Annotated in this window: 12 protein-coding genes; 8 read left to right on the forward strand and 4 right to left on the reverse strand. The window is 68.2% G+C overall.

What is annotated here, in order from left to right:
* The gene (locus VFA08_06520; protein ID HYZ13247.1) at nt 1–858 is read right to left on the reverse strand and encodes a xanthine dehydrogenase family protein subunit M; all 858 of its coding nucleotides are present in this window, start codon (nt 856–858) and stop codon (nt 1–3) included.
* 290 nt (nt 859–1,148) lie between these two features.
* Here VFA08_06520 and VFA08_06525 point away from each other — a divergent pair, with 290 nt between their 5' ends.
* The 4 genes from VFA08_06525 to VFA08_06540 all read left to right on the forward strand — a co-directional run bounded on the left by VFA08_06525 (nt 1,149) and on the right by VFA08_06540 (nt 5,769).
* Entirely contained in the window at nt 1,149–1,625 is a 477-nt protein-coding gene (locus tag VFA08_06525) for a (2Fe-2S)-binding protein (GenBank protein HYZ13248.1), read from the forward strand.
* Between the two features lie 12 nt (nt 1,626–1,637).
* Nucleotides 1,638–4,001, forward strand: coding sequence for a xanthine dehydrogenase family protein molybdopterin-binding subunit (locus VFA08_06530; GenBank protein ID HYZ13249.1), 2,364 nt, complete (start codon nt 1,638–1,640; stop codon nt 3,999–4,001).
* Nucleotides 3,998–4,828, forward strand: a complete 831-nt coding sequence (locus tag VFA08_06535; protein ID HYZ13250.1) for a xanthine dehydrogenase family protein subunit M — start codon at nt 3,998–4,000, stop codon at nt 4,826–4,828. Before VFA08_06530 ends, VFA08_06535 begins: the two co-directional genes overlap by 4 nt.
* A gap of 65 nt (nt 4,829–4,893) precedes the next feature.
* Nucleotides 4,894–5,769, forward strand: coding sequence for a mechanosensitive ion channel family protein (locus VFA08_06540; protein ID HYZ13251.1), 876 nt, complete (start codon nt 4,894–4,896; stop codon nt 5,767–5,769).
* Between the two features lie 66 nt (nt 5,770–5,835).
* Here the strand turns inward: VFA08_06540 and VFA08_06545 are convergent, their stop codons facing one another.
* The gene (locus VFA08_06545) at nt 5,836–7,041 is read right to left on the reverse strand and encodes a DUF222 domain-containing protein (protein HYZ13252.1); all 1,206 of its coding nucleotides are present in this window, start codon (nt 7,039–7,041) and stop codon (nt 5,836–5,838) included.
* 272 nt (nt 7,042–7,313) lie between these two features.
* Between VFA08_06545 and VFA08_06550 the strand changes: the two genes are divergently transcribed.
* The 3 genes from VFA08_06550 to VFA08_06560 are packed head-to-tail and all read left to right on the forward strand — an operon-like array spanning nt 7,314 to nt 10,215.
* A complete protein-coding gene (locus tag VFA08_06550) occupies nt 7,314–8,192 on the forward strand; it encodes a MoxR family ATPase (protein ID HYZ13253.1) in 879 nt (292 codons plus the stop codon).
* A 3-nt stretch (nt 8,193–8,195) separates the two neighbouring features.
* On the forward strand, nt 8,196–9,353 hold the full coding sequence (locus tag VFA08_06555; GenBank protein ID HYZ13254.1) for a VWA domain-containing protein: 1,158 nt from the start codon (nt 8,196–8,198) through the stop codon (nt 9,351–9,353).
* Between the two features lie 37 nt (nt 9,354–9,390).
* Nucleotides 9,391–10,215: a tryptophan 2,3-dioxygenase family protein gene (locus VFA08_06560; GenBank protein ID HYZ13255.1), complete on the forward strand. Its 825-nt coding sequence runs from the start codon at nt 9,391–9,393 to the stop codon at nt 10,213–10,215.
* Here the strand turns inward: VFA08_06560 and VFA08_06565 are convergent.
* Nucleotides 10,212–10,967 carry an MBL fold metallo-hydrolase gene (locus VFA08_06565; GenBank protein HYZ13256.1) on the reverse strand — a complete coding sequence of 252 codons (756 nt, stop codon included), beginning with the start codon at nt 10,965–10,967 and terminating at the stop codon, nt 10,212–10,214. The genes VFA08_06560 and VFA08_06565 overlap by 4 nt on opposite strands.
* Nucleotides 10,968–11,044: 77 nt before the next feature.
* Between VFA08_06565 and VFA08_06570 the strand changes: the two genes are divergently transcribed.
* A complete protein-coding gene (locus VFA08_06570) occupies nt 11,045–11,425 on the forward strand; it encodes an ACT domain-containing protein (GenBank protein ID HYZ13257.1) in 381 nt (126 codons plus the stop codon).
* A gap of 8 nt (nt 11,426–11,433) precedes the next feature.
* Here the strand turns inward: VFA08_06570 and VFA08_06575 are convergent, their stop codons facing one another.
* Complete coding sequence (locus VFA08_06575) at nt 11,434–12,750, reverse strand: (Fe-S)-binding protein (protein HYZ13258.1); 1,317 nt, start codon at nt 12,748–12,750, stop codon at nt 11,434–11,436.
* Between the last annotated feature and the right edge of the window lie 94 nt (nt 12,751–12,844).

Here is a 12,844-nt window from a genome sequence, read left to right on the forward strand (position 1 = left end):
CTAAACCATGTCCACCGCGCGGGCGAGCCCCCGTCGGACGTACACCTCGACCACGTTGCGCTTGTACTCGGACGAGCCGCGGATGTCGCTGACCGGATCGCACGCGGCCGCGGCGAGACGACCCGCTTCCGCGAACGCCGATTCGGTCGGCTCCGCGCCGGCCAGGGAACGCTCGGCGTCGGTCGCCTGGATGTTCTTCGATCCCACGCCGGTGAGACCGATGCCGGCGCGGTCGATCGTCCCGTTCGCCATCTCGACCTGAACGGCGACGCCGACCGTCGCGAAGTCGCCGATCTTCCGCTCGAGCTTGAGGTACGCGCCGCCGAGCTTCGCCTTCGGCAGCGGGACGCGCACCTCGGTGAGGAGCTCGTCGGGCTCGATCGAAGTGGTGAAGATGTCGACGAGGAACTCCGATACGGGGACCTCGCGCTCGCCTCGCGTGCCTCTCAACGCGACACTCGCGCCCGCGGCGAGCATCGCCGACCCCCAGTCGCCGGCCGGATCGGCGTGGGCGAGCGAGCCGCCCACGGTCCCGAGGTTCCGCACGAGCGGGTCGGAGATCTGCGGCGCCGTTGAGGAGAGGAGCGGGTGGCGGGCCTCGACGACTTCGGATCGGGCCATCTGGCCGTGACGGACGAGCGCGCCGATCCGCAACGTCCCGTCGTCGACATCGATCCGGTCAAGGTCCGGTAGGCGGTTGACGTCCACCAGATGTGAGGGCGCGGAGAACCGCAGCTTCATAACCGGGATGAGGCTCTGCCCGCCGGCGAGGACCTTTGCGTCGTCGAGCGAGCCGAGCAGTCCCAACGCCTCGTCGAGCGATGCGGGGCGGTGGTACTCGAACCGTGCAGGAAGCATCGCGAACCTCCTGTCAGATGGCCGAGGCGGCGAGGCCCCTCGTGGCGAGCCCGGCGGTAGCGAGGCAGCTGCCTTCCGCCGGGGACGTCGACGGGTCGTCGATGTGCGCCAAGGCTTCGAGGTACTACGCGTGCCGTGCGATAGCGGATCGACTATCGAACAGCGGATTCGGCCGGTCAAATCGCCCCCCCGCGCCCCGGCCGTCAGCGCCGTAGGTTCGTCGATTCGCGCCTCGAACGGCCCAGGGCTACGATCGAGGTCCTCACGTTCCGCGCCGGAAAGGGGAAGCCGTGACGCATGTCTCGGTCACCGTCAACGGGGTTGCGCGGGAAGCCGACGTCGAACCGCGCACACTGCTCGTCTATCTCCTCAGGGAGACACTGGGGCTCACGGGGACGAATGTCGGTTGCGACACGTCCTCGTGCGGCTCATGCACTGTCTTGCTCGACGGAGAGTCAGTGAAGTCGTGCACGCTGCTGGCCGCACAGGCCGACGGCCGTGACGTCTCGACGATCGAAGGGCTGGCCAGCGACGGTCAGCTGCATCCGATCCAGGAGGCGTTCCATCGCAACCACGGGCTGCAGTGCGGGTACTGCACGCCGGGCATGGTGATGGCCGCGAAGGGCTATCTGGACGAGAACCCCAATCCCACGGAGGAGCAGGTGCGCGAGGCCCTCGAGGGCAACCTGTGCCGCTGCACCGGCTACCACAACATCGTGAAGTCGATCCTCGACGCCGCTGACGAGATGAGCGGCGCGAAGGCGTAGGGGGGAGCCGAGATAGCAGTCACGGAGAGATCCGTCGGGAGCCCTGTCCTCCGAAAGGAGGATCCAGAGTTCCTCACCGGAAGGGCCAGGTACACCGACGACCTGAGCCTGCAGGGGATGCTGTGGATGGCCGTCGTCCGGAGCCCGTACGCGCATGCGAGGGTGAAGAGCGTCGACGTATCGAACGCCCTGGCCATGGACGGGGTTGTCGCCGCGTTCTCCGGCCGGGACTTCGAGTGGGCGGGCCCGCTGCTCATGGCCTGGCCGGTCACCGAGGACATCAACAACCCGTCGCACTACCCGCTCGCGGCGGAGAAGGCCCGCTATCAGGGCGACGGAGTCGCGGTCGTCGTCGCCGAGTCCCGGGCGCTCGCGGAAGACGCCGCCGAGATGATCGGGGTCGACTACGACCCCCTGCCGGCAGTCGTCGAGGTGGAGGCCGCGCTCGCCGAGGGGGCCCCGCTCGTGCACGATGAGTTCGGCACCAACCGCAGCTACAGCTGGAAGCTCACCAATGGCGACGTCAACAAGGTGTTCTCGGGGGCCCCCGTTGTCGTCGAGGAGCACTACCGCGTACAGCGGCAGGTGCCCAACGCCATGGAGCCGCGGGCGATCCTCGTCGAGCCGAACATGGCTTCGGGCCAGTTCACGATGTGGACCTCGACCCAGATCCCACACATCGTCAGGACGGCGATGGCGATCGCCACGGGGATTGCGGAGTCGAAACTGCGGATCATCGCGCCACGCGTTGGAGGTGGGTTCGGCTCGAAGCTCCAGGTGTACCCGGAGGAGGCGTTGGCGCTGGAGCTCGCTCGGCGGCTCGGCCGGCCCATCAAGTGGACCGAGACCCGGTCGGAGGGCTACCTGGCCACCCATCACGGCCGCGATCAGGTCCAGAAGATCGAGCTCGCCGCGAACGAAGACGGCAAGATCCTCGGCTACCGCACGCTCGTCCTCGCCAACATGGGCGCGTACTTGCGGATCATCGCGCCGGGGACGCCGGTGCTCGGAGCCTTCTTGTACTGCGGTTGCTACCAGGGCGAGGCGTACCAGATCCAGATCGAGGGGGTCTTCACCAACACGACCCCGGTTGATGCGTACCGGGGGGCGGGGCGGCCCGAAGCAACCAACGCGATCGAACGTGCGATCGATGCGCTCGCCCGGCGTGTCAGCAAGGATCCGGTGGAGATCAGGCGCATGAACTTCGTGCCGCCGTTCACCGAGGCCACCGCGTCGGTCGGCGGGCTCACGATCGACTCCGGCAACTACCCGGCGACCCTCGACCGGGCCTTGGAGCTGTTCGACTACGACCAGCTCCGCAAGGAGCAACAGGCCCGCCGGGACAGCGGAGACCTGAGGCAGCTCGGGATCGGCTTCTCGACCTACCTCGAGAACTGCGGGTGGGGCCCGTCCCGCGTCATCGGTGGCGTCCTCAAGTACGCCGGCGGCGGATGGGAGGCCGCAACGGTGCGCTGTCACCCCACGGGGAAGGTGGTGCTGGTCGTCGGAACCACCCCACACGGCCAAGGCAACGAGACCACGTTCGCGCAGATCGTTTCCGACGAGCTCGGCGTTCCGGTCGACGACGTCGAGGTGCTGTTCGGTGACACCGACATCGCCCCCAGCGGTTGGGACACCTACGGCAGTCGGAGCGCGGCGGTCGGGACACCCGCGGTCTCCCGCGCCTGCAAGAAGGTGATCGAGAAGGCGCGCAAGATCGCGGCGCACGAGCTCGAGGTGGCGGCGAGCGACCTCGACTACAAGGCCGGAGGGTTTCACGTGAGGGGCGCGCCGGCCGTCACGAGAACCATCGGAGAGCTCGCCTTCTCGGCGTGGCGGGGTCATAACTTGCCCGATGAGATGGAGCCGGGACTCGAGGAGTCCGCGTTCTTCGATCCGAAGAACCTGGTGTTCCCGTTCGGGGCGCACATCTGCGCAGTCGAGGTCGACACCGAGACCGGCGATGTGGAGGTTGTGAAGTACGTCGCGGTCGACGACGTGGGTCCGATCGTGAACCCGCAGATCGTCGATGGCCAGGTGGTCGGCGGCGTCATCCAGGGGATCGCGGAGGCGCTGTACGAGGAAGCTGTCTACGACCCCAACGGGCAGCTCCTCAGCTCCAACATGAGCACATATGCGGTTCCGGCGGCCACGGAAGTTCCGTCGATCGTGACGGGGACCCACGTGACGCCCTCGACGACGAACGAGCTCGGGATCAAGGGGGTTGGCGAGACGGGGACGATAGCCTCGCCTCCGGCGGTGCTGAACGCCGTCGTCGACGCCCTGTCGCACCTCGGGGTAACGGAGATCGATCGGCCCGCTACGTCCGAGAACGTCTGGCGAGCGATCCGAGCGGCGAAGGAGGGTGGGGCATGATCCCAGCACCGTTCGAGTACGAGCGCGCCGGATCGGTGGACGAAACGATCGCGCTGCTAGATCAGAACGAGGGCGCCAAGATCCTCGCTGGCGGCCACTCGCTGCTGCCATTGATGCGGCTGCGTCTGGCGAGTCCGTCGATGCTGGTGGACATCACGCGGATCGGCGAGCTGAAGTACATCCGCGAGGACGGTGACAGGATCGCGATCGGCGCGTTGACCCGCCACCACGACGTGGCGAACAGCGAGCTACTCCAGCGGGTGTGCCCGATCCTCCCGTACGCCGCGAGCAAGGTCGGCGACCCGCAGGTGCGGCACGTCGGAACGATCGGCGGCTCGGTCTCGCACGGCGATCCGGCCGGCGACATGCCCGCAGTGTTGCTCGCGCTCGGCGCCGAGATGACCGTGCGCGGTCCGAACGGCGCGAACCGGACGGTGAAGGCCGACGATTTCTTCCGCGGGCTGTTCGAGCCCGATCTCGCGTCGAACGAGGTCGTCACCGAGATTCATGTGCCCACGACCGCCGGGCGAGGGTGGAGCTACGTGAAGTTCAATCGACGCGCGCAGGACTGGGCGCTCGTCGGAGTCGCCGCGCTCGCGTCGAACGGCGCGCCAGCGGCGGTGACGCTGACGAACATGGCCGACCGGCCGATGCACGCCTCGGGCGTCGAGGAGGAGCTCGCCCGCGGCGCCGATCCAGCGAAGGCGGCCGAGCGCGCAGACGAGAACACCCGTCCTCCATCGGACGCGTTCGCAAGCGCCGAGTATCGCCACGAGCTCGTCAAAGTCCTCGTCAGGCGCGCGCTTGAGGAGGCGTTGCGCCGCTAGCTTTGACGCTCGGTCGAGGAGGCGTTGCGCCGCTAGCTTTGACGCTCGCTCGCTCGTCTGCCTAGATGAAAGCTGTGTTGGGCCAAATCCTTCCGGACGAGCTGAGCTGGTTCGAGGAATACGGCCTCCCCCTCCTCGTCATCGTGGGGGTCGCCATCCTCGTGACGATCGCCCTGCAGCTGGTCGTTCGCCGGTTCCGTCGCAGGCTGGAGGGCAGCCCGAGCCTCACGCAGGAGATCAACCTCCAACGTATCGCGACGCTCACAGGCGCGCTGTCTGCCGCAGGGCTCGTGCTGATCTGGGTCCTCGCCGTTCTTCTCGTGCTCGACAAGTTCCACGTTCCGCTCGGACCTTTCTTCGCGAGCGCGGGGATCGTGGGCGTCGCGCTGGGCTTCGGGGCGCAGTCGATCGTTCGCGACACGCTGTCGGGATTCTTCATCCTGCTCGAGAACCAGTTCGGTGTGGCCGACGTCGTCGAAGTGCGCACCACCGCGAACCCGGTCTCGGGGAAGGTCGAAGCGCTCACGCTCCGTGTCACCATGCTGCGCGACTTCGACGGAACGCTGCACATCATCCCGAACGGCAACATCCAGCTCGTCAGCAACAAGTCCCGAGGGTGGGCGCGCGCGATCGTGGACGTACGCGTCGCGTACGGCGAGGACGTCGATCGCCTGCGTGGCACCCTCGAGGACGTCTTCCACGAGATCAAGCAGGACGAGCTCCTCGGCGATTGGATCTACGAGGGACCGAGCGTTCTTGGCATGGAGACGCTCTCGGACTACGCGAAGGTCGTGCGCGTCGTCGCCGACACGCGCCCGTCGAAACGTTGGGATGTCGAACGCGCCCTTCGCGAACGCATCACGCGTCGCCTCGACTCCGATGGGTTCCGCACCCCGATCCCGCCCACGATCGCCGAGCGCCCCGGCGAGCCCGCGCGCTGAGGCCGTGTACTAGACCCGTTTGACACGATCAAGAGCGCCACCGCGCCCGCCGTCGGGTAGCGCTCGTCAGGGCGGCGCCCGATCCGCGGTCTCGAGCACCGTGCCGTCCGATCGGGAGAACCGCGGCAGTCCGTCCACGATCTGCACCGAGAACCGCTTGTGGTGGATCAGCCGGTGGTGTCGCCGACACAGCAGCACGAGGTTCGACAGCGCGGTCGGACCACCGTTGGTCCAGTGGACAACGTGGTGCGGGTCGCACCACGAAGGCGGTCTGCCGCAGTCGGGGAAGGCACACCCGCCGTCTCTCACCATCAGCGCCTTTCGGATCCACGGCGGGGTGATCCGGGTGGTCCGTCCCACGTCGAGCGGTCTCAATGTCGCGTCGGTGATCACCCGGCTCACCTGGGCATCACACGCCCACATCAGCGCGTCCGCCGCGGAGATGGCGCCGACGTCTGCGAGCCGACCGCCAAGTCGCGCTCCGGCGGAGCGAGCGGTGCCCGGCCCGTTCTCCCTTCGACCGAGGCTCCCCACGTCGATGGTGACGATGACGTGGGGACGCTCCCCGGCCACGGTCGGCCGGTCCGAGGAGTCGAGCCACTGGCGGCAGATCTCCCCCAGGGCGTCGGCCCGACGACGGGCGGGGGAGCGGGCATCGGTCCGGTCGTTCGAGCGAACCTCCGTGTCCTGCACCGCCCGGAGCGCGGTGATCATTACCTGGGTGGTCTCGGCGTTCAGATCGCCAAACACCTTGCCCCGGCCAACGAGCGTCGGTGAGAGATACAGCTCCTGGCGATCGTCCTCGGCCTCGTCGGCGTGGTCGTGGCGCCACCGCGCCACGACGTCTTTCAGCTCCTCGACGGAGAGCGTTCGGGCGGCAGCGACCAGTGACTCCTCGGCCCGGGCGAACTGCTCGGGCGCTTCCTCGCGGGCCGACGCGAGGAGCGTGATCGCCGACGATGAGAGCTCGCCAGAGGCGAGCGCGTCGGCGGCGACCGGCATCGCCTCCAATGCCCGAGCCATCCGAACGTGACCGGCTGCGGTCAACGGCGCGACGCGATGTCTGGAGGCGAGCCACGATGCCAACGAGAGATGGCCGTCGCGCGCATGAGTGCCCCGCCGCTCCAGTTCGGCGACCCGACGGCCACGCTCGACTTCGAACACGCGGGTGGCGTGTTCGAGCTCGTCGAGGTCCGATGCGAGTTGCTCCTCACTCAGTGCGAACACGTCCGTGGACCGGAGTTCATCGAGCGCGGATCGAAGCGTGCTCATCGCACGTACGACGATAGGCAACGCTCGTTCGCGCCGCAGTGAGGTCGGTCACACCTCCGACGAAATAGGTAGGTCCACAGAATCACGCCCCCTGCGGGTGATGGGCGAACGCGGCTCAGGGATGCCACGTTCGAACGCAGGTGACAACACGACTGACGGCGGGTCACAACGCGACCGACGGCGAGGTAACGGGGCAGCAGCGGGCGATCCGGAGGGACGGCGCCTGACGGCGAGTGACGGCGCGTCAGCACGGCGGCCGCTACGCTGACGCCGTGCCGAACGCCACGTTCGCATCCATTGAGGAACTTCAACAGCGGCTCGCCGCCGAGCGCTACCTCGCAGACCGTGGACTCGCGACGGCGATCTACCTCGCCGTCTCTCTCGACAAGCCGCTCCTGCTCGAGGGCGAGGCGGGCGTGGGCAAGACCGAGGTGGCCAAGGCGCTCGCATCGCTGCTCGATCGTGAGCTGATCCGGCTCCAGTGCTACGAGGGCATCGACGCCTCCCAGGCGCTGTACGAGTGGAACTACTCGAAACAGCTCATCGCAGTGCGCGCGATGCAGGACGTGACGGCAGAGACGAACGTGCAAGACCTGTTCGGACCGGAGTTCCTGGTCGAACGTCCACTGCTGTCCGCGATCCGCGCGGGCTCGAACGCGGTGCTCCTCGTCGACGAGCTCGATCGGGCCGACGACGAGTTCGAAGCGTTCCTGCTCGAGATCCTCTCGGAGTTCGCGGTGACGATCCCCGAGATCGGACGCATTGCAGCCGAGGAGCCACCGGTCGTCGTCATCACGTCGAACCGCACCCGCGAGCTCCACGACGCGCTGAAGCGGCGCTGCCTGTACCACTGGATCGACCATCCCGCGCTCGATCGAGAGATCGAGATCATCCGCACCCGTGCGCCCGAGGTTCCCGAGGCGCTCGCGCGCGACATCGCGACCGCCGTGATGCGGATCCGCGGGTTCGACATCACGAAACGGCCCGGCGTGGCCGAGACGATCGATTGGGCGAACGCGGTGACGTTCCTCGGCATCGACCGGTTGGACGAGGAAACCGCGATGGCAACGCTCGGAGCGGTGCTGAAGGACCACGACGACCAGGAGCTCGCGACGCCGCGCCTGGCCGAGGTCGTCGGCTCGGACGAATAGCCGATGGGCGTCGAGGCCGACGCGCTCGAGCGACTCATCGGGTTCGGACGGGAGCTTCGCCGCCGGGGCCTCAACGTCGGAACGGGCCGGATCGTCACGTTCTGCCGGAGCGCAGCCGCGCTCGGAGCCCTCGACCGAACCGGCCTGTATTGGGCCGGACGCTCCTCGTTGATCTCGAGGCCCGAGGATGCGCAGGCGTTCGACGCCGCCTTCGATGAGTGGTTCCGCGAGGGCATCCGGATCGAGCTCGACCTCGGCGCGCACCTGCCCGGAGCGGGGATCGAGCGCGACCTCGACGAGCTTCAAGGCCTGACGGTCGATGAAGACCCCGTGGTCGCCAAGGAGTGGCACGCGCTCGACGAGAGCGACGAGCCCGTGGGCGAGGACGCGATCCGAATCGTCGCAAGCGCGGTCGAACTCCTTCGCGAGAAGTCGTTCGCCGACCTAACCGAAGAGGAACGTTTGCGAGTGGCCCGCGTGATCCGTCGGCTCGCCGTTGCCGTCCCCAGGCGACGGACGCGACGCTTCCGACCGGCGCCGGGCGGAGCGCGGTTCGACGTGCGGCGAACGTTGCGTCGTTCGCTTCGGACCCACGGTGAGCCGTTCCATCGCGCCTGGCGCGATCGCGGCGTCAGGACGAGACCGCTCGTGCTCATCCTCGACGTCAGCGGTTCGATGTCGCCGTACGCGCGCGCGCTGCTGCAGTTCGCCTTCGCGGCGATGGCGGCGGGACGACGCGTCGAGGTGTTCTGCTTTGGAACCCGACTCACTCGGGTGACGCGAACACTCAAGACGAAAGACCCGGATCGCGCGATGGACGAGATCGGACGCCAGGTCGCGGACTGGGAGGGCGGAACGCGGATCGGCGCGTCGCTGAAAACCCTGCTCGACGAATGGGGGCAACGCGCGGCGCTTCGCGGCTCGGTCGCGGTGATCTGCTCGGACGGGCTCGAGCGCGGCGAGCCCGAACTGCTCCGCGACCAGATGGCGCGTCTTCGAAGGCTCGCGCACCGGGTCGTGTGGGTGAACCCGCTCAAGGGGAGCCCGAGGTACGAACCGCTCGCGCGAGGGATGGCCGCGGCGCTGCCCTCGATCGACGTGTTCCTCCCGGGTCACAACCTCGAGAGCCTCGAGGAGCTCTCCCACGCGCTCGCCGACTGACGCCTTCGGGCGCTGCGGCGTGACTACGATGACCGAGATGGATCAGTCGGAGGAACGCCCCGCATCGGTTCGGCGCATGGGGCGGCTCACCGAGTCCGCCGACGAAGGGCTCCTCACCTATGGCGGGTACCTCGCCGTCCCGGAGCTCCTCGCGCTCCAACGCCTTCGATCCGATCCGCCCGTGCACGACGAGCTCCTGTTCATCACCGTCCACCAGGCGTACGAGCTCTGGTTCAAGCAACTGATCTTCGAGCTCGAGTCGATCCGCGACCGGTTGATCGACGGCGATGCCGAACGAGCGCGCCACTACCTCACGCGCGTGCACGCGATCGAACGCGTGCTGATCGTGCACATCGAGGTGCTCGAGACGATGACGCCGCAGGACTTCCTGGAGTTTCGCTCGCTGCTCTCACCGGCGTCGGGGTTCCAGTCGGCGCAGTTTCGAGAGGTCGAGTTCATATCCGGCCTGAAGGATCGGCGCTACCTTCGCGAGCTCGCGGCGACGCCCGAAGAGGTCGAACGACTCAAGCGTCGCATGGACGAGCCGACCGTCTGGGATGGGTTCGTCGCGCTCGTCGAGTCGAACGGCCTACCGATGCCCGAGGACGACGAGGATGCGCGGCGCGACAGCCTTCTGCAGATAGCTCGCGAGCCGAAGCGGGCTCCGCTGTTCGCGGTCGCCGAGGGACTGCTCGATCACGACGAGGCGTTCGCGGAATGGCGCTACCGCCACGTGCTCATGGTCGAACGCGAGATCGGAGCGAAGGAAGGAACGGGGGGTTCGGCGGGGGTCGAGTACCTTCGCTCGACGCTGCACAAGCGCTTCTTCCCGGAGCTGTGGGGACTGCGCTCGCACCTCTAGAGAGCCCGCTTCGCGACGTACTCATCGATGAGCTCGTGGAGGCGCTCGCGTCCGAACGAGTCGTCGTGTCCACCGTGGACGATCCGAACAGGGAGATCGAGCAGCCGCCGCATGCTCCGCACGTAGTCGTCGATGTTCGACTCCGGCAACTCGTCGAGGAGTACGCCGCTCTCGTACACGCAGTCGCCCGAGAACAGCGTGCCGGTTTGCTCCTCCCACAACCCGATCTCGCCCGGCGTATGTCCGGGGAGGTGGAGGACCGTGAACCGTCGGTCGCCGAGGTCGAACACGTCACCCTCGTCGAGGACGCGCGTCGGCGCCGGGGGGTGGACCCGGTAGTCGCCGACGTCGAACCCCTCGTGCGGAAGCGCCGTGAGCAGCGACTGACCTACGTCGTAGCCTCCGAGCTCATCGGGCGGGTAGTCCTCGATTCGAAGGCTGGCGAACCCGCCGGCATTCGCGACCGACGCGGCGTCGTTGCGGTGGACGGCGACCTCGTCGAACTCGTGCAGGCCACCGGTGTGATCGAAGTGGCGATGAGTGGCGACGGCGACGACCGGCCGCTCGAACAGCGTGTCGAGCTGCTCGCGGAGCGAGGCGATCCCGAGACCGGTGTCGACGAGAAGGTCCCGTTCGCGCCCGCGAACGAGGTACATGTTCCCGCGCAGGAACGGGTCGACGTGAGGCTCGACGATGCGGATCACGCCTTCGTCGACCGTCTCGTGGTCGAACCACCGGTCGGCGACGCGCATCGCGCGGGATCGTAGCGATTTGACGGGCCGCGTCGGCCCGGGATAGGACCCGCCTGTTCGGTCGAAAGGAGGTTCGCATGGCCACGGATCTGTCGGTGTCGGTCAAGGACGAGCCGGGCGGGCTCGCGGGAGTCGCGAAGGCGCTGGGCGACGCTGGCGTGAACATCGAGGGACTGGCGGGACTTGGTGGCGGCGGCGCCGGTCACATCCATCTGCTCGTGGAGGACGCCGGCAAGGCGCGGTCCGCGCTCGAGGGGGCCGGTTACTCGATCGACGGCGAGCGCGAAGCGCTGGTACTGGACGTCGCGGGTGAGGATCGTCCCGGCTCGCTCGCCATGATCGCCGGCAAGGCGTCGGACGCGGGTGTCAACCTCACGGCGTGTTACGCCGCGACTCGTTCACGAATCGTGCTGGTCTCGGACGACGCTGCGGCACTGCGAAAGGCGGTCGGCGGGTAGACGTCGGTTCAGCTCGAGCGAGGACCGTTCCTCTCGGACTCCTGATAGGCGCGGTCCAGCAGCTCGATGGGATGAACGACGCGGACGTCCGCGCCGAGCTCCCGCACGCCGGCCGCGATCTGCATCGTGCACCCCGGGTTCGCGCTGGCGACGACGGCGGCGCCGGTCGACACGACGGCCTCGGCCTTCCGCCTGCGGAGCTCCGACGACATCTCGGGCTCGACGACGCTGTAGAGACCGGCCGCGCCGCAACAGACGTCCCCGTTCGGCACGTCGACGACCTCGAGTCCGGGGATCGTTCGCAGCACCGACCGCGGCTGTTCGCGGATCTTCTGGACGCGGAGGGCGTGGCACGCGTCGTGATAGGCCACGCGGTCGACGCCCGCGCCCGCCGTCGGACGTTCGAAGCCCTCGTCGGCCAGCAGCTCCATCACGTCGCGTGCCTTCGCAGACAACGCGTGCGCGCCGTCGGTCCCGAGGAGCTCGCCGACGTCGGTCAGGTGCGCTCCGCAGCCCGCCGCATTCGCCGCGACGAAATCGGCGTCGGCGAAGGCCCGCACGTTGTGATCGGCGAGCCGTCGAGCGGTGTCCAGTCTGCCGTGGTGCGCCGAAAGGGCTCCGCAGCAGTGCTGCGCGCGCGGCACCACGACATGCCATCCGTTCCGCGCGAGGACGCGGATCGTCGAGCGGTTCACCTGCCGGTACCAACGATCTTGAACGCAGCCCGACAGCAGCGCGACCGTGCCCTTCGCCTCGCCGCGTGGCCGCGTCGCTTCGGGGAGCCGCCGGAGCAGCTCGGTTCGCTTCGGGACCATCGCGCGAACGCGTTTCGGCATGAACGCCACGCCGATCGGTTGGAGTGCGGCAGCGAGCCACAGCAACTTCTTGCGTGGCAACGTCACGTCGAGCCCGAGCCATCGGACGAACCGCGCGCGTCGGGAACGGAGCGGTTCGATCTGCGTGCGCGCGTGCTCCATCATCCGCCCGAACGGGACGTGCGATGGGCACACGTCCTCGCACGCTCGACACGCAAGGCAGAGATCCATGAATCCGGCGAACGTGTCGTCGACGTTCGCCACGCCCTCGTTCACCGCGCGCATCGCGGCGATCCGGCCTCGTGGCGAGGCCGACTCCTCGCCGGTCAGCCGGTACGTCGGGCAGTGCGGAAGGCACAGCCCACACGCGACGCACGAGGAGAGGTCGGCCGTCGTCGGCGCGTCGGCCACGACCGGCCAGCGCGGCTCGGCGCCCGGGAGCGGACCGATGAACCGCGCGCCCTCCGGCATCTCCGCGCCGAGCGCGGTTCGTTCGTTCGCCATGTCCATCTTCACGGCGATGCTATCGCCGTGAAGATGGGAGACCCGGACGAACGCCGCTCAGCCGGTGTTCTGACGACCCGCCGCGACGCCGTTGATCGTT

Source organism: Actinomycetota bacterium (assembly GCA_035640355.1).
Lineage (GTDB): Bacteria > Actinomycetota > UBA4738 > UBA4738 > HRBIN12 > CALGFI01.

What these genes read in the sequence shown, in the direction of transcription:
- VFA08_06520 (HYZ13247.1), bottom strand. Translation starts at nt 858, where the DNA reads ATGCTTCCTGCACGGTTCGAGTACCACCGCCCCGCATCGCTCGACGAG.
- VFA08_06535 (HYZ13250.1), top strand. Translation starts at nt 3,998, where the DNA reads ATGATCCCAGCACCGTTCGAGTACGAGCGCGCCGGATCGGTGGACGAA.
- VFA08_06540 (HYZ13251.1), top strand. Translation starts at nt 4,894, where the DNA reads ATGAAAGCTGTGTTGGGCCAAATCCTTCCGGACGAGCTGAGCTGGTTC.
- VFA08_06545 (HYZ13252.1), bottom strand. Translation starts at nt 7,041, where the DNA reads ATGAGCACGCTTCGATCCGCGCTCGATGAACTCCGGTCCACGGACGTG.
- VFA08_06555 (HYZ13254.1), top strand. Translation starts at nt 8,196, where the DNA reads ATGGGCGTCGAGGCCGACGCGCTCGAGCGACTCATCGGGTTCGGACGG.
- VFA08_06560 (HYZ13255.1), top strand. Translation starts at nt 9,391, where the DNA reads ATGGATCAGTCGGAGGAACGCCCCGCATCGGTTCGGCGCATGGGGCGG.
- VFA08_06565 (HYZ13256.1), bottom strand. Translation starts at nt 10,967, where the DNA reads ATGCGCGTCGCCGACCGGTGGTTCGACCACGAGACGGTCGACGAAGGC.
- VFA08_06570 (HYZ13257.1), top strand. Translation starts at nt 11,045, where the DNA reads ATGGCCACGGATCTGTCGGTGTCGGTCAAGGACGAGCCGGGCGGGCTC.
- VFA08_06575 (HYZ13258.1), bottom strand. Translation starts at nt 12,750, where the DNA reads ATGGACATGGCGAACGAACGAACCGCGCTCGGCGCGGAGATGCCGGAG.